Here is a 25,323-nt window from a genome sequence, read left to right on the forward strand (position 1 = left end):
GTACGGGGCCTGTTGCCGAATAATCAATCGCCCATGAAACCTAAAATTACACTGGAACTGGTGCTGAGGAGCGTCAAGGAGTATTTCCTGATGTTTTTCGGCATGATGTTGTATTCGTTCGGCTGGATCGGCTGCATCCTTCCGGCCAACGGTGTCGGCGGTGGTGCCGCGGGACTTTCGCTGGTGCTGTGCACGGCGCTCGAGAACATCGGCTTCCACATCCAGATCGGTACGATGGTCTTCCTGATCAACGCCGTGCTGCTGATCGTTGCCGGGTTCATCGTGGGGTGGAATTTCGGCATCAAGACGATCTTCTGCGTGCTGGTCATCTCCGTGGGGATGAACTTCTGGCAGGATGTGCTTCCCGAGGGCAATTTCCTGGGCATCGACAACCTGCTGGCCATCGTCATGGGCGGTATTCTGGCCGGTGCGGGTATTGCGCTCTGCTTCTCGCAGGGGGGCTCGACGGGCGGTACGGACATCGTGGCGATGATCATCAACAAGTACCGTACGATCAGCTACGGCAAGATCCTCATCTATTCGGATTTCGTCATCATCGCCTCGTCGCTGCTCGTCGGCAAGGGCATCAGCGCCGTGATCTACGGCTACGTGATGACGGCCGTGGTGGGCTATACGGTCGACATGATCATGGCCGGCAACCGGCAGTCGAGCCAGGTGCTGATCGTCACGCACGACTACGAGAAGATGGCCGACGCCATCGCGCAGAACATCCACCGCGGCGTGACGCTGATCGATTCGCAGGGGTGGTACTCGAAGGAGAAGTCGAAAATCGTGATGGTGGTCTGCCGCAAGAGTGAGACGGCGATGATCCTGAAGTTCGTCAAGACGATCGATCCGGACGCCTTCCTCACCGTAGGTTCGGTGATGGGGGTCTATGGCAAGGGTTTCCAGGCCATCAACAAGGTCTGACGCGATCGAATGCCGCAATATGCCGATATCGTCCTGCCGCTGGCGCAACCGGCCTATACGTTTGCTGTGCCCGAGGGGCTGACGCTCCGCGAAGGGCAGGCCGTAGCGGTTCGGTTCGGCCCGCGCAACAAGTTCTGTACGGGGATCGTCTGGCGGCTGCATGAGCGACGTCCCGATTTCCCGCGTATCAAATCCGTACAACGTATTCTCTACGACGAGCCGCTTCTTTCGGCCCCGCAACGGCGGCTGTGGGAGTGGATCGCCTCGTATTACATGTGCTCGGTGGGCGAGGTGATGCGCTGTGCGCTGCCGTCGCTGATGAAGCCCTCGGGCGATACCGAGGAGGAGTTTTCGGAGGAGGAGTTCCGCCCCCGGATGGAGAGTTATGTCTCGCTGGCGCCGGAACTTGGCAACGAGGAGGCCTTCCACGAGGTGTGCGAACGCCTCGAACGGCGGGCTCCGCGCCAGTACGAGGCGCTGCTGGAGATCGCCTCGGCGGGCGACGAGACGCGCATCTCGACGGGCGAGGTGGCGCGGCGACTGCTGCAGGCCGATTCGACGGTGCTGCATACGCTCGAACGCAAGGGGCTGATCCGGCGCACGGAGCACGAACGTACCGTCGAACGGGGCGGCTCGACCTTCCGCCTGCCGCAGCTGAGTCCCCACCAGCAGCAGGCGCTCGATACGCTGCGCGCCCAGTTTGCCGCCGGGCGGAGCACGGCGCTGCTGCAGGGAATCACGGGCTCGGGCAAGACCGAAATCTATATCCACCTGATCGCCGAAGTGTTGGCGCGGGGGGGCGACGTGCTGCTGCTCGTGCCGGAGATTGCGCTGACGGCCCAGCTGATCGAACGCATGGAGCGGATCTTCGGCAGCCGCGTGACGGCCTACCACTCGAAACTCACGAACCGCCGCCGTACGGAGACCTACCTGCGGCTGAGCCGGTCGCAGGGGGGCGAGTTTGTCGTCGGGGTACGGTCGTCGATCTTCCTGCCGCTGAAACACCTGCAACTGATCGTCGTCGACGAGGAGCACGACGCCAGCTACAAGCAGGCGGATCCGGCGCCGCGCTACAACGCCCGGGACTGCGCCGTGGTGATGGCGCGGCTGACCGGGGGCCGCACGCTGCTCGGCAGCGCCACGCCGTCGTTGGAGTCGTGGTCGAATGCCGCTTCGGGCAAATACGGAAAGGCGGTGCTGAACGAACGCTACGGCGAGGCGCGGCTGCCGGTGGTCTACATCTCGGACACGCTGCGTGCGGCCCGCCGGGGCGAGCGCCACGCCCACTTCAACAAGCTGCTGCTGGACAAGATCGGGGAGACGCTCCAGCGCGGCGAACAGGTGATGCTGTTCCAGAACCGGCGGGGGTTCTCGCCCTATGTCGAGTGTACGGAGTGCGGGTGGACGGCGCGCTGCCCGAACTGCAACGTGACGCTGACCTACCACAAGAGCGGCCGGAAGCTGGTCTGCCACTACTGCGGCCATACGGAGGAGGTGCCGGCGAAGTGCCCCTCGTGCCGTGTGACGGATGTGGTCCCGGTGGGCTTCGGAACCGAAAAGATCGAGGAGGAGATCGCGCGGATCTTCCCCGAGGCGCGTGTGGCGCGACTGGACCGCGACAGCGTCACCTCGGAGCGCGCCTTCAACGCCATTATCGACGACTTCGCGGCGCGGCGCACCGACATTCTGGTCGGTACGCAGATGATCACCAAGGGGTTTGACTTTGCGGGGGTCTCGCTTGTCGGAATCCTCAATGCGGACAACCTGCTGAACAACCCCGATTTCCGGGCCGCGGAGCGGGCCTTCCAGCTGATGATGCAGGTTTCGGGCCGGGCCGGGCGGCGCGGTGACGGGGGTGAGGTGGTGATCCAGACGGGTGACCCGACCAATCCGGTGATCCGCCAGGTGGCCACGGGCGACTACGAGGCGATGGTGCGCACGCAACTGGCCGAGCGGCAGCAGTTCTTCTACCCGCCCTACGCGCGGCTGACGTCGCTTACGCTGCGCCACCGCGATCCCGAGACGCTGCGCAGCGGCGTCATGGAGCTGGCGCAACGGCTGCGCGCGCGCTTCGGGCGGCGCGTGCTGGGACCGATGGCCCCGCCGGTCGACCGCATCCGGGGCGAATACCTCGTGGGGCTGTTGCTCAAGATCGAGAGCGGGGCCTCGTCGGCCCGGGCCCGCGAACTGCTGGGCGCCGAGCTGAAATCTTTCTCTGAAAATCCGGCCTGCAGGGCCATAACCGTCGTGGTGGATGTCGATCCTCAGTGAGTTGCTGCACGATGTGGCGTCGTTGTTCTTCCCGGCGCGGTGTGCCGTCTGCGGCGAACCACTCGCGCGGGGCGAGCGGACGGTCTGCACGCTCTGCCGCGCCACGGCCCCGCTGACGGGCTTCTGGCGCGAGGCGGACAACCCCGTCGTGCGCCGATGCTGGGGTCAGGTGCCCGTCGTGCAGGCTTCGGGATTCCTCTATTTCGTCCACCGGAGCGGCTGGCGGCAACTGATCCACTCGTTCAAGTACCGCGGGGCGTGGCGTACGGCGCGCGAGATGGGCGAGTGGTACGGGCGCTACCTGCGCGAGAGCGGGCTCTACGGCGATGTGGATTGTGTCGTTCCGCTGCCGCTGCACCCTTTCAAGCGGTGCCGGCGGGGCTACAACCAGTCGGAATACATTGCCGAGGGAATTGCCCGCCAGCTGGGCGTCGGGGTCGAGCGGCGGAGCGTCTACCGGCGGCGCAACACGCAGAGCCAGGCTCGCAAGTCGCGCCGCGAACGGGCCGGGAATGTCGAGGGGGCCTTTGCCGTGCGGCATGCGGAGCGATTGTCCGGTCGCCACGTGCTGCTGGTCGACGACGTGATGACGACGGGCTCGACCCTGTTGTCGTGTGCCGCGGAGATCCTGCGGGCGGTTCCCGACTGCCGGATCAGCCTGGCGGCGCTGGCCGTTTCGCAGCGCGAACTGGGTGTCGGGGAGTGATCCGGCCGCGCCTCTCGCTGCTGCGGTGGCCGCGGCGGGGCGAATCTGAAAAAAGTATGCCCGGGAGGTTTTGATATGTCGGGCCGAATCCGTATTTTTGAGGTCCGAACAGAGCGGAAAATTCATGGCAAGAGACTACAACAATACAACCCAGCGCGGCAGCGCCTATTCGCGCAACCGCGAGGCCTACGAGGCCCTGACGGAGGGTGCGGGCAACGTGCCGCCCCAGGCTGTCGAGCTGGAGGAGGCGGTGCTCGGCGCGCTGATGCTCGAGAAGGACAGCATCATTGCCGTGCAGGAGTTCATCACCCCGGAGGCCTTCTACACCGAGGAGCACCGGTTGATCTACAAGGCCATCGAGGAGCTCTCGATGGAACTCAAGCCCATCGACCTCTACACGGTGACCGAGCGGCTGAAGGCCAAGAAGGAGCTGAAGAAGGTGGGCGGCGCCGCCTATCTGGCTCAGCTGACCCAGAAGGTGGACTCGGCGGCCAACGTGGAGTTCCATGCCAAGATCATTGCCCAGAAGTATGTCCAGCGCGAGTTGATCCGCTCGGCCACGGAGATCCAGAAGCGGTCGTACGACGAGTCGACCGACGTCACGGAGCTGATCGGTTTTGCCGAGGGCGAGATCTTCAAGGTGGCCGAGGGCCACGTCAAGCGCTCCGTGCAGTCGTCGAAGGAGATCCTGGCCCGGGCGCTCGAGCAGATCGAGGAGGCCTCGAAGAATACCAGTTCGTACAGCGGCGTGCCGTCGGGCTTCGCGGCGCTGGACCGCGTGACGCTGGGCTGGCAGCTGTCGGACCTGATCATCGTGGCGGCGCGTCCTTCGATGGGTAAGACGGCCTTCGTGCTGTCGATGGCGCGCAACATGGCCGTCGACCACGAACAGGGCGTGGCCTTCTTCTCGCTGGAGATGTCGGCCGTGCAGCTGATGATGCGTCTGATCATCGCCGAGACGGGCCTCTCGGGCAACGACGTCAAGTCGGGCCGTCTGACCCCCGAGCAGTGGCGCCACCTCGAGTCGGCGACCAAGCCGCTGGGTGCCGCTCCGCTCTATATCGACGATACGCCGGCCCTGTCGGTCTTCGAGTTCCGCTCGAAGGCGCGGCGTCTGAAGATCCACCACGACATCAAGATCATCATCATCGACTACCTGCAGCTGATGACCGGCAACCAGGATACGAAGGGCAACCGCGAACAGGAGGTGGCCTTCATCTCGCGTACGCTCAAGGCGATCGCCAAGGAGCTGAACGTGCCGGTGATCGCCCTTTCGCAGCTGAGCCGTGCGACGGAGATGCGCGGCGGTTCGAAACGCCCGCAGCTGTCGGACCTCCGCGAGTCGGGTGCCATCGAGCAGGATGCCGACATCGTGGCCTTCATCCACCGTCCGGAGTATTACGGCATCACGCAGGATGAGAACGGCATGCCCACGGCGGGTATGGCCGAGATTATCCTTGCGAAGCACCGTAACGGTGCGGTGTGCGACGTGCCGCTGCGCTTCCTCAAGGAGCAGGCGCGCTTTGCCGACCTGGACGATTCGATGCTGCCGCCGGCCGATGCGACCGAGAGCCAGCAGGCCTACGACGATTATGCGAGCGGTTCGAACAACTTCCCCACGGGGGCGGCTCCGGCAGGCGGCGCCCTGAGCGGTGCCATGGGGGGCGAGTTCGACGTCAACCGTTCGGCCAATCTGAACGACGAGGCGCCGTTCTGATCCGAAAAAAACGCGTCCATCATGTTTGTCCGTACATACGCCGGAGCCCTGTTGGGAATCGACGCCGTGAAGGTGACCGTCGAGGTCAACATCACGGGCGGCGGGCTGGGTCTGTATCTGGTGGGGCTTCCGGACAACGCCGTCAAGGAGAGCGAACAGCGCATCCGGGCGGCGTTCGAGAACTCGGGCGAACGGATGTCGGGCCGCAAGGTGGTTGTGAGCCTGGCTCCGGCCGACCTGCGCAAGGAGGGGTCGGGATTCGATCTGCCGATCGCCGTGGGAATCCTCGCGGCGATGGAGCGCATCGCGGCCGACGCGGTGGCCGATACGATGTTCGTCGGCGAGTTGTCGCTCGACGGCTCGCTGAGACCCGTGCGCGGGGTGCTTCCGCTGGCTGTTGCGGCGCGGCGCGAGGGGTTGCGGCGGTTGATCCTCCCGGCGGAGAATGCCGCCGAGGCGGCCGTGGTCGAGGGGATCGAGGTGGTGGGCGCCGCCACGCTCGGCGAGGTCATCGCCCACCTGAACGGCGAACGGACGATCGCGCCGACCCTTCCGTCCGCAGAGGATCCGTTCGACGCCTCGCGGATGCACTATGCCGAGGATTTCGCCGATGTCAGGGGGCAGACCCACGTCAAGCGGGCGTTGGAGATCGCTGCGGCCGGAGGCCACAACGTGCTGATGATCGGCGCTCCGGGTTCGGGCAAGACGATGCTGGCGCGGCGTCTGCCGACGATCCTCCCGCCGCTGACGCGCGAGGAGGCCCTCGAGACGACGAAGATCCATTCCGTAGCCGGGAAGAGCGGCTTTGCCGGCGGACTGATGACGCTGCGCCCCTTCCGGGCTCCGCACCACCTCACCTCGCAGGTGGCGCTGATCGGCGGCGGACAGTCGCCGCGTCCGGGCGAGGTGTCGCTGGCCCACAACGGCGTGCTGTTCCTCGACGAGCTGCCCGAATTCGGACGGAGTGTCCTCGAGGTGCTGCGCCAGCCGCTCGAGGAGAAGCGCATCGTGGTCTCGCGGGCGAAGTACAGCGTCGAGTATCCGGCCAACTTTACGCTCGTGGCGGCGATGAATCCCTGCCCGTGCGGCTACTACAACCATCCGACCAAACCCTGTACCTGTTCGCCGGGGGCCGTGCACCGCTACATGGGGCGCATCTCGGGTCCGCTGCTGGACCGCATCGACCTGCAGGTTGAGGTGACGCCCGTCACCCCCGCGGAACTGGCCTCGGCGGCCCCGGGCGAACCGAGTGCCGCGATTCGCGAGCGGGTGATCCGGGCCCGGGAGTTTCAGGCCGAACGCTTCCGCGACGTCGAGGGGGTGCATACCAACTCGATGATGAATTCGCGTCTGCTACGCGAGTATTGCCGGTTGGACAGTGCTTCGGAGGCGTTGCTTCAGCGGGCCATGGAGCAGTTGTCGCTGTCGGCTCGGGCCTACGACCGGATTCTGAAGGTGGCCCGCACGATTGCCGATCTGGCCGGTCGCCGGGAGATTGCCGCGGCGGACGTGGCCGAAGCGATCGGCTACCGCTCGCTGGACCGCGGGACCTGGGGCCGATAAAGGACCGATGGAGAGACGGCGAAGGACGGCAAAGAGATGATGAAGAGGTGACGAACGGGAGGATAAAGAGGCGACGAACGGGCGATGACGATGAAAGGGAGGCGAGGCGGTGATGAAAGGAGGATGAGGGAGTTGGCTAAAGGGCGGGGCGGACAAATGGCCCGAACCCAAAACCCCGGTTCCCGAACAAAGAGTCGGATGTAGAAACCGAAGACGTGGGTTTTCCGGGTTCCGATTCGGCTGGAGAAAATGGAAAAGTTGAAACGGAAAAACGATATGAAACGAATTATTCTTTCGGGCGGCGGTACGGGCGGCCATATCTATCCGGCCGTGGCGGTTGCCGAGGCGTTGAAACGCCGTCTGGGCGACGAGGTCGAACTGCTGTTCGTCGGCGCCGAAGGGAAGATGGAGATGGAGAAGGTCCCGGCGCTGGGTTACCGGATCGTCGGTCTGCCGATCGCCGGTCTGCAGCGCCGTCTGGACTGGCACAATCTGCTCGTGCCGCTGAAGGTGCTGCGAAGCCTGCGGATGGCGCGGCGCGTGATCCGTGATTTCGGGGCCGATGCCGTGGTGGGCTTCGGCGGCTATGCGAGTGCTCCGGTGCTGTGGGCGGCCCAGCACATGGGCGTCCCGACGGTGATCCAGGAGCAGAACTCCTACGCCGGGGTGACGAACAAGATCCTGGCCCGGCGGGCACGGCGCATCTGCACGGCCTATGAGGGAATGGAGCGCTTCTTCCCGTCCGACCGCATCACGCTGACAGGCAATCCGCTGCGGGGACGCTTCTCGAAGCAGGGGGCCGACCGCACCGAGGCGCTGAAATACTATGGACTGACGGCCGATCTGCCGACGATTCTGGTCGTAGGCGGATCGCTCGGGACGCGTTCGCTCAACGAGATGATGAAGCAATGGATCCTCGATACGGGGGGTAAGGCACCCGTGCAGGTGATCTGGCAGACGGGCAAGTATTACGAGCGGGAGATGCAGGCCTTTTTGGCGGCCCACCCCGCGGCGCATGTCTGGCAGGGGGCCTTCATCGAACGCATGGACTACGCCTATGCGGCGGCCGATCTGGTCGTCTCGCGCAGCGGTGCCGGCACGGTTTCGGAGCTGTGTCTGGTGGCCCGTCCGGTGCTCTTCGTGCCCTCGCCCAACGTGGCCGAAGACCACCAGACGAAGAATGCCCGGGCCCTTGAAGCGAAGGGGGCGGCCGTGGTGGTTCCCGACGCGGAGTGCCGCACGCGGGCCATGCCGCTGGCCCTGGAGCTGTTGGGCGACCGTGAACGGCTGGCGGCGATGAGCCGCAATCTGGAGCTGCTGGCCAAACCCCACGCAGCGGACGATATTGTCGATGAGATCCTCAAAGTGATAAAATGATGGAACGCAAGAGTGTCTATTTTCTCGGAATCGGGGGCATCGGAATGAGTGCCCTGGCGCGTTATTTTCTGCACGAAAGGTGCCGGGTGGGCGGTTACGACCGCACGCGGACCCGTCTGACCGATCAGCTGGAGGCCGAAGGGGCCGCCGTCCACTACGAGGACGACGTGCGGCTGATCCCGGCGGAGTTCCTCGACCCGGCCCGCACGATTGTGGTCTACACGCCGGCCGTGCCGCACGACCACAGCGAATACACCTACTTCCGCGAACACGGCTTCCGTATCGAGAAGCGTTCGCAGATGCTGGGACATCTCTCCGAGGGGAAATACGTGATGGCGGTGGCCGGCACGCACGGCAAAACGACCACCTCGACCCTCATCGCATGGTTGAACCGTGCGCTGACGGGCGGCGGCTCGGCCTTTCTGGGCGGCATCTCGAAGAACTTCGACGGCAATCTGGTGCTGGGCGACGGCAAACGGCTGGCCGTCGAGGCCGATGAATTCGACCGTTCGTTCCTGCACCTGTACCCCGACGTGGCGGTGGTCACCTCGGCCGACCCGGACCACCTGGACATTTACGGTACGCACGAGGCTCTGAAGGTGGCCTTCGTGCAGTTCATCCGCCAGATCCGCCCCGACGGCTACCTCATCATCAAGCAGGGGCTTGATCTGACGATCGACAATTCGGAGATCACCGTCTATCGCTACGCCTATGATACGCCGTGCGACTTCTACGCCCGCAACGTCGAGCTGATCGGCGGCGGACACTATCGCTACGACATCGTCACGCCGTCGGGGGCGATCGAGGGGTGTACGCTCGGCGTCCCGGGGTGGGTCAACATCGAAAACTCGGTGGGAGCCGTGGCGGCCGTCTGGTGTGCGGCCCATTTCGTGGGTCAGGAGCTGGACGCCGATCGGATTCGTGAGGCGCTGGCCACCTTCTCGGGGGTGAAGCGCCGCTTCGAGTTCTATGTCAATACGCCGAAGCAGGTCTACATGGACGACTATGCGCACCATCCGCGCGAACTGGCCGCCACGCTGACGTCGGTGCGGAAGATGTTCCCCGGACGGCGCATCACGGCACTGTTCCAGCCTCACCTCTATACCCGCACGCGGGACCTCTACGTGGAGTTTGCCGAGGCGCTGTCGCATGCCGACGAGGTGGTGCTGCTGCCGATCTACCCGGCCCGCGAGGAGCCCATCGAGGGGATCACGTCGGAGATCATCGCCCAACGGGTGACGGTCCCGTGCCGCATCGTCGACCGCGAACATCTGGCCGAGACGGTCGCCGCGATGGATACCGACGTGGTGATCAGCTTCGGAGCCGGGAACATCGACGCCTGCTGCGAGGCGCTGGCCGAGGTGCTCAAACGGAAATCCTGATCCCGAAGCCCGATGGCGAAACCGACCCTGAAATATCTCCGACCGGTCATTCTGGGAGCCCTGTGGCTGGGTGTTCTCGTCTACATGGTGTGGGCGGGGATCTCGGTGTGCCGTGCACGCAGGGTCCGGCAGGTCCGGAGTCTGGAGATCGAGGTGGTCGACAGTACGTCGCAGGGCTATCTGGTGACGGGCCGGCAGGTGCGGAGCTGGATTGCACAGAGCGGAATCGGCACGATCGGCACGGCAGTTGGAGAGGTGGATCTGCACGCAATCGAACGGCTGATCGCCCGCAACGGCTTTGTGGAGCGGGTGGTGGCCTACGTCTCCGATCCGGGGGTGCTGCACGTGAAGATCGCGCCGCGCGAGCCGCTGCTGCGACTGCTGACCGACGGGATGAACGCCTATGTCACCTCGGCGGGATATGTCTTTGCGGCACCGCGGGCCTCGTCGCTCTACGTGCCGGTGGTGACGGGCTCCTACAGGCCTCCCTTCCCGACGGATTATGTGGGCGATGCGCGCGATTACCTGGACGAGCGGTTGCGGCAGTGCGACGAGCGGATTGCCGAACTCGAACGGTCGAAGATTCCGGTTTACCGGCGTGAACAGACCTACGAGAATGAATATCGGATGATTCGTCGCGAACGGCTGAGGCGCCGCTGGTGGAAGGGCGAGAGTGCCGGGGCTTTCGACAAACGCGTCGAACAGCTGCGGGAGAAGAAGGCGCAGGCGCGTCGGACGTGGCGTTACCGCACGCGGGTGATTCGCGACGAGCTCGAACGGATCGACCGCCAGCAGGAGGCCGAGCTCCGCAAACAAAAAAAGTTGGAGAAAAGCTACGAAGATTTCATGAAACTCCTTACCTTTGTGGAGACTGTCGAAGAGGATGATTTCTGGAGGTCGGAGGTGGTGCAGATAGCCGCTTATACGACCCCCAGCGGAGCATTGGAGGTAGAGCTGACCCCGCGCAGCGGCAGCTATACGATCCTTTTCGGTCGGTTGGAGGAGGTGGACCGCAAGTTCGACAAACTGTTGCGCTTCTACCGCAACGGTCTTTCGACGCTGGGCTGGGACACCTACCGGGTGATCGACATCCGATACGACAATCAGGTAGTCTGCAAAAAGTAAAGGAACAATATACCGTGGAAAGAAAAAATTATACCGTAGCGATCGATCTGGGGTGCTCGTCGGTGAAGGTAGCCGTCGGGGAGCGGACTCCGGAGGGTTTGCTCGATGTGGCGTGTGTCGTCACGAAGCCCGTGAAGGAGGGTGTTCATGCGGGCCTGATCGAGAACATCGAACTGGTGAGTCAGGCTATCCGGTCGGCGGTTTCGGAGGTCGAAGAGCAGTTCGGCATCCGCATCACGGAGGCTTATGCGGGGATCTCCGGCGAGTTCGTACGCTGCGCCCGCCACACGGACCACGTCTTTGTCTACGATCCTCAGAACGGCGTCAACCAGAAGGATGTCGACGCCCTGTTTGACCGGATGCGCAACGTCCAGGCGCCCGACGACGAGACGATCATGGAGCGTGTCCCCCAGAACTACGTGGTCGACGACAGCCAGGAGGTGCATAACCCCGTGGGGTCGTTCGGCAAGAAACTCGGCTCGACATTCAACTTCATCCTCTGCCAGAAGACGCCGATACAGCGTCTCGACATGGCTCTGAAACGTCTCGGCATCCGGATGCTGGGGGTGGTCTCCGATGCGATGGCCACGCCCGAGGCCGTGCTGCTCCCCGACGAGAAGGAGGAGGGGGCTGCGGTGGTCAACGTCGGCGCCGGTGTGACCGACGTGACGGTCTACTACCGCAACGTGATCCGCTACATCGCCTCGATCCCGATGGGCGCCTCGGCCATCAACAGCGACATCCGCACGATGAGCGTGCCCGAGAAGCTGGTCGAAAGCCTCAAACTCAAATATGGTTCGGCAGTGGCCGAACTGGCCCCCGAGGACAAACTCGTCCGCGTCAACGGACGTACGCCCCGCGAGGCCAAGGACATCCTGTTGCGGAACCTGGCCACGGTGATCGAGGCCCGGGCCACGGATATCGTGGAGTTCGTGCAGCAGGAGATCAAGGATTCGGGTTTTGCCGACAAACTGGTCTACGGCATTGTGCTGACGGGCGGCTCGGCCAAACTCAAACATCTCGACGAGCTCTTTCGCCGCATAACGGGCATGGATGTCCGTGTTGCGCTCCCCGAAGAGGGGATCACCGGGACGTCGAAGGCCAAGGTGGCCGATCCGGCTCTTTCGACGGTGGTCGGCATCCTGCTTCACGGCGCTGAGCTGGGCGGTTGTATGGTCATCGAGAATCCGGTGGCCCCGGCCGCCACGACGCAGAGTGCTGCTTCGGCAGCAGCTGCTCCGGGGATGAATATTCCCAATCCGGTGCGGCCTTCAGGCATGCGTCAGCCCTATACGCCGACGCCTCCGGCCCCGGAGAGCTTCCGCCACGTGCCGCCGCGCCAGCCGCAGCCGACTCCTGCGGCCGTTGCTCCCGAGCCGGCCGAATCGGAGCCGGTAGCTCCCGCCGAGGAGTCGCAGGAGGAGAAGCATCAGCCCGAAACCCGTCGCAAACGTGACTGGCGCTCGATCTTCCAGAATACCTTCGACAAGATCAACAAGAGCTTCTCGGCCGCCGAGGACGAGGAAATCTGATCGAGGGGGGGCGAAGAAGGGCCGCCGAGGGGTATCTGAGAAGGAGGGGCCGCCGAGGGGCATCTGAGAAGGAGGGGCCGCCGGAGAATGTGGGCGCCGAGAAGGGACTGCCGAAGCCGGGGACGGACCGTGATGGCGGACAGTGAGAGCAGGAAAAGATATGGAGTGTGGGTTTTGGGAGGCCGGTTTGCCGAAGTCCCCGACCCGCCTCGAATGGAGACGATAAAAAAAGAGAATTCAGATATGACAGACGAATTGATGTCGGAAATCAAGGTTCCGCGTACCGATGGATCGATTATCATGGTGGTCGGCGTGGGCGGAGCCGGAGGCAATGCCGTGAATCACATGTGGAACCTCGGAATCCGGGGCGTCACCTTCATGGTGTGCAATACCGACCAGCAGGCGCTGGACAAGAGCCCCGTGGAGAAGAAGATCCGCCTGGGGTCCGAGGGCCTCGGAGCGGGCAACGATCCCGAAAACGGACGCCGTGCGGCCGTCGAGACACTCCCCGAGATCCGGCAGGCACTTGAGGAGGCCGGCACCAAGATGCTCTTCATCACGGCCGGCATGGGCGGCGGAACCGGTACGGGAGCCTCGCCCGTGATTGCGAAACTTGCCAAGGAGATGGGGCTTCTGACGGTGGCCATCGTCACCTCGCCGCTGGCTGTCGAGGGTAAGATCCGTTACGAACAGGCCTTCCGCGGTATCGACGAACTGCGCGGTACGACCGATTCGCTGCTGATTATCAACAACGAAAACATTCTGGAGATCTACGGACGCCTCTCGCTCAAGCAGGCTTTCGGAAAGGCCGATGACATTCTGGCCTCGGCGGCCAAGGGCATTGCCGAGATCATCACCGTGGAGAGCGATCTGGTGAATGTCGACTTTGCCGATGTCTCGAAGGTGATGCGCGACAGCGGCCGGGCCCACATGGCCGTTGCCACGGCCGAGGGCGACAACCGTGCCGAGGCGGTTGCCGAGGCTTCACTGCGCTCGCCGCTGCTGGACCACAATCTGATCTCCGGAGCCAAGAATATCCTGCTGAACATCTCGGTGTCGAATGCCGACAGCCTGATGTACGAGGAGGTGGTCAAGATTCTGGAGTACATCCAGTCGCATGCCAGCGTGCAGGACGAACAGGGGGTCATCCACAATGCCAACATCATCTGGGGTACGAGCGAGAAGCCGCAGCTGGGCAATGCCATCGAGCTGGTGGTGGTCGCCACGGGATTCGACGGCGACGAGGAGGCCCATGGCATGAAGCCCATTATCCCGGCGCAGCGTACGGCAGAACAGACGACGCCGAAGCCCGAGCAGGCCTCCGTACCTCCGGTGCTGGAGCCGATCAAGCCTGCGGCGCCTAAACCGGTTGTTCGTCAGCCCGAGCAGGTGATGCTGGGTGCGAAATCCTCCCGTTATGGAGATATCGATGCGTTGCTGGCCAAACCGGCCTACCAGACGCGCAATTCGAAGTTCATCGTCCAGATGCCCGGCGGGCGCAAGGAGGTGATCAAGGAGGAGACCCCCGCAAAAAATACGCAGCGTGAAGAGCCGAAGGGCGGATCGCTGTTTGATTAACCAATAACCGGAAAACTTGGAAGAAGCCGCTTATTCCTGGATCGCCTTTCACGGGTTTACGCCGCATGTCGTCGTACTGTGTGCGGTGACACTCTTCTTGTTGAGTATTTCGGCGCTGGTATCCGGCTCCGAAACCTCGTTCTTCTCGCTTTCGCACAACGATATCCGCCAGTTTCAGAAGAGTCGCAACCCCCGGGCCGCGGCTGTCCTGCGCATGCTCTCGGATGTCGATCTGCTGCTGGCCACGATTCTGGTGGTCAACAACCTGGTCAATATCTGCATCGTCATCCTCACGGCCGGGATCATCGATTCGCTGTTCACCTTCCTGCGTTTCGAATTCCTCTTCAAGACGGTGCTGGTCACCTTCCTGCTGCTGTTGTTCGGCGAGATTCTTCCGAAGGTGCTGGCGCAGACCATGCCCGTGCGTTTCGCCCTCATGGTGGCCCGTCCGCTGTCGGTCCTGCGGTGGATCTTCTACCCGCTCTCCTACCTGCTGGTCCATGCCAGCAGCCGCATCAGCGAGAAGGCCGCCCACAAGAGCGAGATTTCGCTCGACGAGCTGGCCGACGCCGTGGACATGACCCAGAGCTCGAGCCCCGAGGAGCACGAGATGCTCTCGGGCATCGTCAACTTTGTCAACACCGAGGTGCAGGAGATCATGAAGCCGCGCGTCGACATGACGGCTCTCGACATCACGGACGACTACGACCATGTGAAGCATACGATCATCGAGTCGGGCTTCTCGCGCATTCCGGTCTACGAGGAGGATATGGACAACATCCGCGGAACCCTCTACGTGAAGGATCTGCTCCCCTATATCAACAACGGGAAGGATTTTGCCTGGCAGCAGCTGATGCGCAAACCCTACTTTGTCCCCGAGCATAAGAAGATCAACGATCTGCTGGCCGATTTCCAGACGAACAAGGTGCACATGGCCATTGTGGTTGACGAGTACGGTTCGACGCTGGGGCTGGTTTCGCTCGAAGACATCATCGAGGAGATCGTCGGGGAGATTTCGGACGAAAGCGACAACGAAGAGACCTTCTATACGCGTCTCGATGCCAAGACCTACCTCTTCGAGGGCAAGACCCATCTGGGCGACTTCGAGCGGATCCTCGAACTCGACGAGGATACCTTCGCCGACGTGAAGGGCGAGGCCGATACCCTGGCCGGTCTGATGCTCGAGCTCAAGCGGGACTTCCCGCGCAAGGGGGATACCTTCTTCTCACATGGTATCCGCTTCACGGTTCAGGAGATGGAGGGGCACCGGATCGACAAAATCCGCGTCGATCTTCCATGATACCCCGTCTGATCATCGAACGGCCGATGACACCCGACGAAACGGCCGCATGGACCACTCCCGGGGAGCAGTTCCGTGCCGCCACGTTCCGCAACGAACGCCGCCGCAGCGAATACCTCACCTGGCGGACCCTGGTAAGACGCGAGCTGGGACGGGATGTCCGGATTGCGTATAACGACCTGGGAGCCCCGATTCTTCCCGACGGGGAGGCCTTCGTTTCGGTCTCGCACTGCGACGGACGGGTGGCTGTCTGCCTCTCCCAACATCCTTGTGCCATTGATATCGAACCGTCCGGCCGGGATTTCTCCCGTGTGGCCGACCGTTATATGACGTCGGCCGAGCGCTGTCTGTCAACGGATCCGTTGTGGCCGGGCTATGTGTGGTGTGCCAAGGAGGCTCTCTACAAACTGGCCGGTCGGAGCGGGCTCGATTTCCGCGAGGATCTCCATATCGAAGCGGCCGATCTGGCCGGTGGCCGGCTGGTCGGGCGTATTGGTTCCGGTAGGCCGGTAACGCTCTCCTCGGCCTGTTCCGACGGTTTTCTGGTGGTCTCTTTTTGTTGAGAGGCTCTTCTTGGAATTTTATCCGGACGTCGGACCGCCCCCGTTTCTTCTCCGGGCGTAGTGTAATCTATTGTAATACAGTATACTGCGTGGGTGTATCCCTTGTGTGTGCAACCGACCTTCAAGGTATTCTTCAAAAAATTTATATATTTCGTAAAAAATCTTAATAAAATATTTGCAAGTTTGCTTCCGCCGCATTACCTTTGCCGTCGCTTTAATGATAAAATATTTTAATAATTATTTAAAATTATTTACTATGAAGGCAAAGCTTGGTGAGTGGTTACGTACTGCTCTGATTATGTTGGGAGAGAGCATCAAGTATCGTGAGATGTAAATCTCCCTTTAACAACGACTTAAATTTAAAACTTCAATAAAAAGGGAAGCGCCCGACTCACCATGGAGCCGGGCGCTTCCCTTTTGGGAAGATCGGTTGGGGGGGGTTACCAGCCGAGTTTCTTGCGGATCTCCTTGGGAACGGCATTGCGGTTGACCATGATTGAGGTGGTCTTGTAGGCGACGAACGGACGCGAGAAGTACCAGAAACCGTCGTAGGGCGGTACGACGTCCCACGAATTCTGAACCTTGTAGTATCGGTTCCCGATCTGATCCGTGGCCGTGCCGACGATCACCATGCCGTGGTCGTCCGTGGTTTCGTAGTTGTCGAAGGCCTCCTGGCGCATCTGCTGGTCGATCGTGCGCTCCTTGCCGGGTTTGTCGAAGCTATAGAGGGCAGCCTCCTTCTCACGGTCTGTGAGTTTGCCCCATTTCTCGGCCTCCGTGCCGCTCATCCCTTCGAGACTGGCCTCGGGGATGATGCCGATGCCCTTCGTACGGCTGAATCCCTTTTCGCTGACGTCCGTGCCCCAGGCTACCGTATAGCCGTTTTCGAGGGCATGGTCGATGGTCTGCATCATCTCGTCGAGCGGCAGGTTCCAGACCGAAGCCCACATCCAGTTGTCGGGCACCTCGATCATGAAGGGCTCGTAGAAGGGGTGGTGCGTGAAGGAGGAGAGATCGACATAGTCGTCCATGCGGATCGGAAGCGATTCGGCAAACGTCTGCGGGGTATACTCCTTGCCCTGGTAGGTGAAACGCTCGGGCAGGGGACCGAAGTATTCGTCGAGAATGGCGTTGAAACCGCGTTTCCAGGCCGTGGAGAGGGGCTTCTTCTCGCCCGAAGCCTCGATGACGGCATCGAGATAAGCCTTCAGTACGGCCGAAATCTCATGGAAGTCGGGCTTCTCCGTACCGTAGTTCAATCCGGGATAGACCTCGAAGGGGACGATTCCGTGGCGTTTGATTCCCTCGGTCACATCGTGCGAGGCGCCGCCTTCGGCGAAGTTGAGCTTCCCGTGCAGGCGGACGTATTTCTCGCCCTTGTCCATGAATGAGTGGCGGACGATCCACATCTCCGAGAGGTGCATCTCGGGACCTCCGGCGCGGAGGATCTCGCTCTCGAGCATCGTCATCGTCGAGTAGCACCAGCAGGTGCCGCTGCGGCTCTGGTCCTTGACCGGCGTCGTGCGGAGGATCTTGCCTTCGGTGAAGCGGTACCCTTGGGTCGAATCGGGTGTCTGGGCTGCGGCTCCGAGTGCGAGGCAGAGTGCGAGAGCCGTCGTAAGCAGGTTTTTCATCGTATCCTTGAGGTTTTTGGTGTGATCTATTTTTTCGAGGCCGCAACGATCTTCAGGCACTCCTCGAGGGTCAGCTCCTCGGGTTTCGTCCCTTTGGGGATGCGGTAGTTCTTGCCCTTGTAGGCGATGTAGGCGCCGTAGCGGCCGTTCTTGACGAGCATGTCGGGATCCTCCTCGAAACTGCGCAGCGGCGTGTGGGCGGCAGCTGCGGCAGCCTGATGTTCGCGGACGATCTCCACGGCCCGTTCGTGGGTCAGCGTGTAGGGGTCGTCGCCCTTGGGCAGCGAGGCGAACGAGCTGCCGTAGCGGACGTAGGGTCCGTATTTGCCGATTCCGATCGTCAGTTTTTCGCCGTCGAGTTCGCCGACCTCGCGCGGCAGGGCGAAGAGCTCCAGCGCCTCGTCCAGGGTGATCGACTCGATGAGCTGCCCCTTCTTGAGCGAAGCGAAGCGGCTCTTCTCGCCCTCGGCCCCTTCGATCTCGACCATCGGGCCGTAGCGGCCGATGCGGGCCTTGACCGTGTGGCCCGTTTTGGGATCGGTGCCCAGGATGCGGACCTCGCGGGGTTTGGTGTTCTGCGAGGTGATGGCCGCGTCGACCATCTTGTGGAACGGTCCGTAGAAGTCGCCGATCATCTTCTCCCAGGTGATGTCTCCTTCGGCGATGCGGTCGAACTCCTTCTCGACGTTGGCCGTGAAGTTGTAGTCGATGATCGGTCCGAACTGCTCCTCGAGGTAGTCGTTGACCACCATGCCGATATCCGTGGGCGAGAGGCGGTTCTTCTCCTTGCCGTAGTTCTCCGTGAGGGTTTCGCCGGCGATCTTGCCCTCCTTGAGCGTCAGCTGCGTGTAGCTGCGTTTCTGTCCGTCGCGGTTCTGCTTGACGACGTAGCCGCGGTTGATGATCGTCGTGATGGTCGGGGCGTAGGTCGACGGGCGCCCGATGCCGAGTTCCTCGAGGCGTTTGACCAGCGAGGCCTCGTTGTAGCGGGCCGGAGCCGACGTAAAGCGCTCCGTCGCGGTGATCTGTGCGGCCTCGAGGCGGTCGCCCGTGGCGAGTTTTGGCAGACGTCCTTCGCCGCTTTCGGCCGCCTGGTCGTCATCCGTCGACTCGGAGTAGAGGCGCAGGAAACCGTCGAAACGGATCACTTCGCCCTGAGCCACGAACTGGTGCTGCGATCCCGACATGTCGATGGTGATCGTCGTGCGGTCCAGCTCGGCGCAGACCATCTGCGAGGCGACCGTGCGCTTCCAGATCAGGTCGTAGAGCCGCTTCTCCTCGGCCGTGCCCTCGATCGACTGGCGGTCGATGTACGACGGACGGATGGCCTCGTGCGCCTCCTGGGCCCCTTTGGTCTTGGTCTTGTAGTTATACCAGCGCGAGTACTTCTCGCCGTAGAGCTTGATGACCTCCTCCTTGCACTGGGCCAGCGCCTGCTGCGAGAGGTTCACTGAGTCGGTACGCATGTAGGTAATCAATCCCTGTTCGTAGAGCCGCTGTGCGACGGCCATTGTCCGCGAGACCGACATGCCCAGTTTGCGGCCGGCCTCCTGCTGCAGCGTCGAGGTGGTGAACGGCGGGGCGGGGTAGCGCTGGGCGGGTTTCTCCTCCGACCTGGCGACGGTGAACGTGGCGCCGATGCACGACCGCAGGAACGATTCGGCCTCCTCGGCCGTCTCGAAGCGGGTCGGGAGTTCGGCCCTGAAGAGGGTCTTGTCGGGATTCTCTGCGGCGTGGAACTGCGCCACGACCCGGAAATAGGGGGTCGAATGGAAGGCGATGATCTCGCGTTCGCGCTCGACGATCAGCCGTACGGCCACCGACTGCACGCGTCCGGCCGAGAGCGACGGCCGCACCTTTTTCCACAGCACGGGCGAGAGTTCGAAACCCACCAGGCGGTCGAGGATGCGGCGGGCCTGCTGGGCGTTGACCAGATTCATGTTGACCGTACGCGGTTTCTCGATGGCCTCGAGGATGGCGCGTTTGGTAATTTCGTGGAAGACGATGCGTTTGGTCTGGTCGACGGGGAGCCCCAACACTTCGGTGAGGTGCCATGCGATGGCTTCTCCTTCGCGGTCTTCATCGGAGGCGAGCCAGACGGTCTTCTTTTTGGCCAGTTTGTTGAGTTCGTCGACGACCTTTTTCTTGTCGGCTGGGATTTCGTAGATGGGTTTGAAGCCCTCTTCGATATTGATGCCGAGGTCCTTTTTCGCCAGATCGCGGATGTGTCCGAAGCTCGATTTGACGACGAAGTCCTTCCCGAGGAACTTCTCGATGGTCTTGGCTTTGGCCGGGGACTCGACGATTACTAGATTCTCCTGCATGAATGGTATATTGATGGCTTGTAAATGCGAAAACCTAAGTTTTGCACTTAGGTTCCGCCAAAGGGTTTGTCACTACGGTTACTTGATCAGGTTGTAGGCCAGATCGAAACGGATCGGACTGTTGAGTTCGTTGTCTGCGGTCGAGGCTCCCTGCATCACGCCGAACGAGTTGGTGAAGAAGCTGTAGGCTTCCGGCCCGATGTAGACCGTGCGGTTGGCCACCTTGTCCCAGTCGACGGCCTTCTCCCAGGCTTCGTAACCCGTCTGGAAGGCGGCCAGATCTCCGGCCGGGATGCTGCCCTGTGCATCGGCCTGCGGCAGCATGGGATAGACGGCGCCGGCGGCCTCCTTGACCTTGATGTAACTGTTCCACAGCTGCTGCAGATAGCCCGTGATGTTGAGTACGTAGCAGCCGCGGCTGCGGTTGATGTATCCGCCGTAGGCGAGCGTCGTGCTGTAGTTCTGCTCGTAGCTGTAGGCGTAGTCCGAGACGGGCGACAGCGATTTGTAGTTGGTGTAGAGGCCCAGCCGGTTCGGTGCGGCGTTCATCTCCTCGATGAGCGACAGCAGGGGCGAGGCGCCTCCGTCCGTCGACGGATTCGGGTCGAGATCGCCCCAGTCGTAGCTGCTTTCGGAGAAGTAGATCGACATGCGGGCCTGGCTGAAGGCCAGCGTGCGGAAGTTCTTGCCGTCCTTGGCATTCTCCTGGGCGATGACCTCCTCGAGTTTGGCGAAGAATTCGGGGGTGAAGGTCATCTCGGTAATGGCACCGCCCATTCCCTCGACGCGCAGCTGCGTGACGGGCTGGCGCGTATCCTCGGCGCCGGATTCCGGCTCCTGGGCGTTGGTCGCGGCGTCGAACTTCAGTTCCGGGACTGTGATCTGCGCATAGTCATGCTGGATTGAGTTGACCGAGACGTTTCCGTTCGAAGCGTATGAGTCATAAAAGTAGAAGACCATGCCGATCGTATCCTGGATGAGGGCAGGATCCCCCTTGACGCGGTTACGTCCGTAGATCGAGAGTCCCGAGGCATCGAGCTGCGTGGCAAAGATCGTTCCGACGTTGCTCTTGCCCGTCTTGTCGAGCCGGTAGGCGGGATCCGGGGCAATATAGAGTCCGGGGAACTCTTCGATGAAGTACTTGAGGCTGTCGGTCGTGTAGATCGAGTATTTATCCTTGTAGGTGCCCTCCTGCAGCATGAGTCGTCTGATGTAGGCTTCGCCCTGTCGGGTTGCGGTCATGGTGACGGCCGAGGTGGTGGAGGGGGACTTGTCCTCGCCGCCGAGCGTGAAGCGGAAGAGCGGCTCCTCGTCGGTGTTGACGGTCTGCTTGTCGGGGGTGAAGCCCAGATAGAAGACCGTATCGCTCCGCTCGCGCTGGGTAATGTAGTCGTTGTTGCGGATCTCGTAGACGGCAAAGTGCTGTTCGGTCAGGGAGTCGCGTCCGAGGCTCTTGATGCTCAACAGGATCTGGGCCGAGTCGAAGATCGGCATATAGCCGAAGTAGCCTTCCGGCACGGCATAGTAACTGACCATCTGGGAGAGGAATCCGGCGGTCCGCGTTCCGATCGAATCGTTCATCTGGGTGCCGAAATAGCCGTACGAGAGGTTCGAACCGACGATCGAGTCGGTTTTGAAGAGCCGGGTTTCGACATACCGTCTGGGATTCAGCCCGTCGATGGTTTTGGTTGTTCCGTCGATGGTCACGAATCCGGCGCGCATCTGCTGGTTGTCGGGGATAAGGTTGCCGCCGAGCGTATCGTCGACCTGGGTGCAACTGCCGAGCAGGAGGGCTCCGGCCAGTCCGATCAGGGAGTAGCGGAGCGCACAGCGGCGGGCGTTATGGAATCGCTTCATAGAATCGGTTGTAATTATCGAAAAAGTCCTCTGCGTCGGGGCTTTGGTATTCGAGCAGGGGTTTTCCCGAGTTGCGGGCCCACTCCAACACCTTGGGGTCGAGATCCTGCGATGCGGCGACCACCCCGTCGGCATAATGCATAACGAAGCGGCAGAGATTTTCGTATGAAGGGAGGTCGAGAAGGTCGAGATTTTTGTCTTTGACCCCTTCACCGGCGATCTTCTCCTTGATTTGCGGGTCGAGATTCCCGGGGAACGAGTCTCCGTAGAGGGAGACGACGACCTTGACGTTTCGGAAGAGGGGGTCGTCGGCAAAGACCTTCTTCAGATAGACGGGGACCACGCCGGCGAACCAGCCGTGGCAGTGGACCACGGTCGGGGTCCAGCGCAGCTTCTTGACGGTCTCCAGCACGCCGCGGGCGAAGAAGATGGCACGTTCGTCGTTGTCGGGGAAGAAGTTGCCGTCGGGATCCGTCAGGACGGCTTTTCTGGAAAAGTAGTCGTCGTTGTCGATGAAGTAGATCTGTACGCGGGCGGCGGGGATCGAGGCGACCTTGATGATGAGCTGGTGGTCGTTGTCGTCGATGATGAGGTTCATGCCGGAGAGGCGGATGACCTCGTGCAGCTGATGCCTGCGTTCGTTGATACAGCCGTAACGGGGCATGAAGGTGCGGATTTCGTTTCCTCGCTCCTGCATGGCCTGTATCAGTTCACGGCAAAGCCGGGACCCCTCCGTTTCGGGGAGATAGGGGGTGATTTCCTGACATACGTACAGAATCTTGTTTGCCATGGTTCCGGGGGTTTATACCTGCAAAGATACGAAAAATTTTTTAAAGAATGAGCATGGCGTCGCCGTAAGTGCCGAAGCGGTACCCCTCTTCGCGGGCGATCTTGTAGGCGTTCATGACGGTTTCGTACCCTCCGAAGGCGGCCACCATCATCAGTTGGGTGGAGTAGGGGAGGTGGAAGTTGCTGACCATGGCGTTGGCGACGGTGAAGTCGTAGGGGGCGAAGATGAACTTGTTGGTCCAGCCCTCCATGGGGGTGATCATGCCGTTGGTCGAGACGGCGGTTTCGAGCGTGCGCATGACGGTCGTGCCGATGGCGACGACCTTGTGTCCGGCGCGTTTGGCCGAGTTGACGGCCTGGGCGGCCTCTTCGGTGACGAAGAACTGTTCGGAGTCCATCTTGTGTTTGGAGAGGTCCTCGACGTCGACCGTGCGGAAGTTTCCCAGCCCGACGTGCAGGGTGATGAATGCGCTGTCGATGCCCTTGATCTCCATGCGTTTCATCAGGTGCTTGGAGAAGTGCATGCCGGCCGTCGGGGCGGCCACGGCGCCTTCGTGGCGGGCGAAGATGGTCTGATAGCGTTCGGCGTCTTCGGGTTCGACCTTTTCGCGGACCCACTTGGGCAGCGGCGTTTCGCCCAGCGAGAAGAGCGTTTTCTTGAACTCCTCGTACGAACCGTCGAAGAGGAAGCGCAGCGTACGGCCGCGTGAGGTGGTGTTGTCGATGACCTCGGCCACGAGCAGGTCGTCGTCGCCGAAGTAGAGTTTGTTTCCGATGCGGATCTTGCGGGCGGGGTCGACCAGCACGTCCCACAGGCGCAGGTCGCGGTTGAGTTCGCGCAGCAGGAAGATTTCGATTTCGGCGCCGGTCTTCTCCTTGTTTCCGTAGAGGCGGGCGGGGAAGACCTTCGTGTCGTTGAAGACGAAGAGGTCCTTCTCCTCGAAATATTCGATGATGTCCTTGAAGATGCGGTGCTCGATGGTTCCCTTGGCGCGGTTGATGACCATCAGACGGGCTTCGTCGCGATTCTCGGCCGGATATTTGGCCAGCATCTCGGGGGAGAACTCGTAGCCGTATTGCGATAACTTCATAGCAAAAAACGCTTTTTTACGTTCAGAAAAATAAGACAGATTATTCTCTATACGTAAAAGACGTCATTTTGTTTCAAGATTTTGCAGATTTTCAAGGAATTCGTCCAGCGACCAGGCGTTTTCGGCGGTAAAACCGCCGCTTCGGGTGCGGCGCAGGGCCGTCAGGTGGGCGCCGCTCTGCAGTGCCTCACCGATCTCGCGGGCCAGCGAGCGGATGTAGGTACCCTTGCTGCAGCGGACGCGGACGCGGATCTTCGGCAGCTCGCACTCGAGCAGCTCCATTTCGTAGATGGTGATCAGCGCCTGCCGCACGGCCACCTCCTCGCCGGCGCGGGCCAGTTCGTAGGCGCGCGTTCCGTCGATCTTCTTGGCCGAGTAGACGGGCGGGGTCTGGAGGCGTTGGCCCGTCAAGTCGGCCAGTGCCTTCTCCACGGCCTGGCGGGTGATGTGCTCCCAGGGATAGGTGTGGTCGATTTCGTGTTCGAGGTCGAAGCTGGGGGTCGTGGCGCCGAGCATGACGTCGGCGATGTACTCCTTCTCCTCGGCCTGCAGGGCGTCGACCATCTTGGTGGCGCGGCCGATGCAGACCAGCAGGACGCCCGTGGCCAGGGGGTCGAGCGTTCCGGCGTGGCCGACCTTGATGCGGCGGTAGCCGAGTTTGCGGAGCGAGAACTTGATCTTGCGGACCACGTCGGTCGAGGTCCAGCGCAGCGGTTTGTCCAGTACGGCGATGTAGCCCTCCTCGAAGTTGATGCCGTGCAGATCGGGGGTCTGTTTCATCAGCAGAGATAGCTTATGATGGATACCAGTCCGGCAGCGGCGCAGTATACGGCGAACCAGATGAGCCGTCCGCGCTGTACGATCTCGAGCATGAAGCGGCAGGCCAGACATCCGGTGATGAACGAGGCGAGGAATCCGGCCATGAGGGGCACGGTCCCGACGCCGGCGGTGAGTTCGCCCTTGACCGCCTCGAGGAACGTCTCGCCGAGGATCGGCAGCAGCACCATGAGGAACGAGAACTGGGCGACAGCCGCTTTTTTGTTGCCCAGGAGCAGCCCGGTGGCGATGGTCGACCCCGATCGCGAGAGTCCGGGCATGGCGGCGCAGGCCTGCGCCAGACCGATGATCAGGGCGTCGCGGTAGGAGATCGACTCCTTCTGGCGGGGTTTGGCCCAGTAGGCGAAGGCGAGCAGGACGGCTGTCAGCAGGAGCATGGCGCCGACGACAACCAGAATATAGGGGGCGTTGAGCAGGGCGTCGAGCCGGTCCTTGAGCAGAAACCCGACGATGCCGATGGGGATCATCGAGAGGAGGATCTTGAGGACGTAGGCCTGTTCGTCGTTGAACCTGCGGGAGAAGAGCCCCGTGAGGAGTCGGCGGACCTGGCTCCACAGGACGACGATTGTGCTCAGAACGGTTGCGGCATGGAGTGTGACGTCGAAGGTGAGGTTCTCTTCGAGCTGGACGCCGAGCAGCTCCTTGGCGATCTGGAGGTGACCGCTGCTCGAGACGGGGAGGAATTCGGTGATTCCCTGTACGATGCCGAGCAGAATGGCTTGCAGTGTATCCATCGTGTGAAGGCGA

19 protein-coding genes are annotated in these 25,323 nt (G+C 62.0%); 12 read left to right on the plus strand and 7 right to left on the minus strand.

The annotated features are described in order from the left end of the window. Nucleotides 1-33 precede the first annotated feature (33 nt). From B5E60_RS04270 to B5E60_RS04325, 12 genes are all read left to right on the plus strand, one after another. Nucleotides 34-930: a YitT family protein gene (locus B5E60_RS04270; protein WP_087309671.1), complete on the plus strand. Its 897-nt coding sequence runs from the start codon at nt 34-36 to the stop codon at nt 928-930. A gap of 9 nt (nt 931-939) precedes the next feature. Further along, nucleotides 940-3,201 (plus strand): replication restart helicase PriA, encoded by a 2,262-nt coding sequence (gene priA, locus B5E60_RS04275; RefSeq protein WP_087309673.1) that lies wholly within the window; start codon nt 940-942, stop codon nt 3,199-3,201. Further along, nucleotides 3,185-3,907 (plus strand): ComF family protein, encoded by a 723-nt coding sequence (locus B5E60_RS04280; protein ID WP_087309675.1) that lies wholly within the window; start codon nt 3,185-3,187, stop codon nt 3,905-3,907. The genes priA and B5E60_RS04280 overlap by 17 nt, the downstream gene beginning before the upstream one ends. 124 nt (nt 3,908-4,031) lie before the next feature. Beyond that, nucleotides 4,032-5,624 carry a replicative DNA helicase gene (dnaB, locus tag B5E60_RS04285; protein WP_087309677.1) on the plus strand — a complete coding sequence of 531 codons (1,593 nt, stop codon included), beginning with the start codon at nt 4,032-4,034 and terminating at the stop codon, nt 5,622-5,624. A 21-nt stretch (nt 5,625-5,645) separates the two neighbouring features. Then, complete coding sequence (locus B5E60_RS04290; RefSeq protein ID WP_087309679.1) at nt 5,646-7,187, plus strand: YifB family Mg chelatase-like AAA ATPase; 1,542 nt, start codon at nt 5,646-5,648, stop codon at nt 7,185-7,187. 276 nt (nt 7,188-7,463) lie between these two features. Next, a complete protein-coding gene (gene murG, locus B5E60_RS04295) occupies nt 7,464-8,564 on the plus strand; it encodes an undecaprenyldiphospho-muramoylpentapeptide beta-N-acetylglucosaminyltransferase (RefSeq protein WP_087309809.1) in 1,101 nt (366 codons plus the stop codon). Next, complete coding sequence (gene murC / locus B5E60_RS04300) at nt 8,564-9,946, plus strand: UDP-N-acetylmuramate--L-alanine ligase (RefSeq protein WP_087309811.1); 1,383 nt, start codon at nt 8,564-8,566, stop codon at nt 9,944-9,946. Before murG ends, murC begins: the two co-directional genes overlap by 1 nt. Before the next feature lie 12 nt (nt 9,947-9,958). Further along, nucleotides 9,959-11,071, plus strand: coding sequence for a cell division protein FtsQ/DivIB (locus tag B5E60_RS04305; protein WP_087309681.1), 1,113 nt, complete (start codon nt 9,959-9,961; stop codon nt 11,069-11,071). 14 nt (nt 11,072-11,085) lie between these two features. Next, nucleotides 11,086-12,603 carry a cell division protein FtsA gene (gene ftsA, locus B5E60_RS04310; protein WP_087309683.1) on the plus strand — a complete coding sequence of 506 codons (1,518 nt, stop codon included), beginning with the start codon at nt 11,086-11,088 and terminating at the stop codon, nt 12,601-12,603. Between the two features lie 243 nt (nt 12,604-12,846). Further along, a complete protein-coding gene (ftsZ, locus tag B5E60_RS04315) occupies nt 12,847-14,181 on the plus strand; it encodes a cell division protein FtsZ (protein ID WP_087309685.1) in 1,335 nt (444 codons plus the stop codon). 16 nt (nt 14,182-14,197) lie between these two features. Further along, a complete protein-coding gene (gene gldE, locus B5E60_RS04320; protein ID WP_087309687.1) occupies nt 14,198-15,481 on the plus strand; it encodes a gliding motility-associated protein GldE in 1,284 nt (427 codons plus the stop codon). Continuing rightward, complete coding sequence (locus B5E60_RS04325) at nt 15,478-16,044, plus strand: 4'-phosphopantetheinyl transferase family protein (RefSeq protein ID WP_087309689.1); 567 nt, start codon at nt 15,478-15,480, stop codon at nt 16,042-16,044. Before gldE ends, B5E60_RS04325 begins: the two co-directional genes overlap by 4 nt. Before the next feature lie 440 nt (nt 16,045-16,484). Here B5E60_RS04325 and B5E60_RS04330 read toward each other — a convergent pair whose 3' ends face one another. The 7 genes from B5E60_RS04330 to B5E60_RS04360 all read right to left on the minus strand — a co-directional run bounded on the left by B5E60_RS04330 (nt 16,485) and on the right by B5E60_RS04360 (nt 25,310). Continuing rightward, a complete protein-coding gene (locus B5E60_RS04330; RefSeq protein ID WP_087309691.1) occupies nt 16,485-17,678 on the minus strand; it encodes an aminopeptidase C in 1,194 nt (397 codons plus the stop codon). 26 nt (nt 17,679-17,704) lie between these two features. Next, the gene (gene topA / locus B5E60_RS04335; RefSeq protein ID WP_087309693.1) at nt 17,705-20,002 is read right to left on the minus strand and encodes a type I DNA topoisomerase; all 2,298 of its coding nucleotides are present in this window, start codon (nt 20,000-20,002) and stop codon (nt 17,705-17,707) included. A 78-nt stretch (nt 20,003-20,080) separates the two neighbouring features. After that, nucleotides 20,081-21,859 (minus strand): DUF4270 family protein, encoded by a 1,779-nt coding sequence (locus B5E60_RS04340; protein WP_087309695.1) that lies wholly within the window; start codon nt 21,857-21,859, stop codon nt 20,081-20,083. Further along, nucleotides 21,843-22,649 (minus strand): glycogen/starch synthase, encoded by an 807-nt coding sequence (locus tag B5E60_RS04345; protein WP_087309697.1) that lies wholly within the window; start codon nt 22,647-22,649, stop codon nt 21,843-21,845. The genes B5E60_RS04340 and B5E60_RS04345 overlap by 17 nt, the downstream gene beginning before the upstream one ends. A gap of 40 nt (nt 22,650-22,689) precedes the next feature. After that, nucleotides 22,690-23,739, minus strand: a complete 1,050-nt coding sequence (gene queA / locus B5E60_RS04350) for a tRNA preQ1(34) S-adenosylmethionine ribosyltransferase-isomerase QueA (protein WP_087309699.1) — start codon at nt 23,737-23,739, stop codon at nt 22,690-22,692. 63 nt (nt 23,740-23,802) lie between these two features. After that, nucleotides 23,803-24,492: a tRNA pseudouridine(55) synthase TruB gene (gene truB, locus B5E60_RS04355; RefSeq protein ID WP_204246443.1), complete on the minus strand. Its 690-nt coding sequence runs from the start codon at nt 24,490-24,492 to the stop codon at nt 23,803-23,805. A 26-nt stretch (nt 24,493-24,518) separates the two neighbouring features. After that, the gene (locus B5E60_RS04360) at nt 24,519-25,310 is read right to left on the minus strand and encodes an undecaprenyl-diphosphate phosphatase (RefSeq protein WP_087309703.1); all 792 of its coding nucleotides are present in this window, start codon (nt 25,308-25,310) and stop codon (nt 24,519-24,521) included. Nucleotides 25,311-25,323 lie beyond the last annotated feature (13 nt).

Source organism: Alistipes sp. An116 (genome assembly GCF_002161005.1).
Classification (GTDB): Bacteria; Bacteroidota; Bacteroidia; order Bacteroidales; family Rikenellaceae; genus Alistipes; species Alistipes megaguti.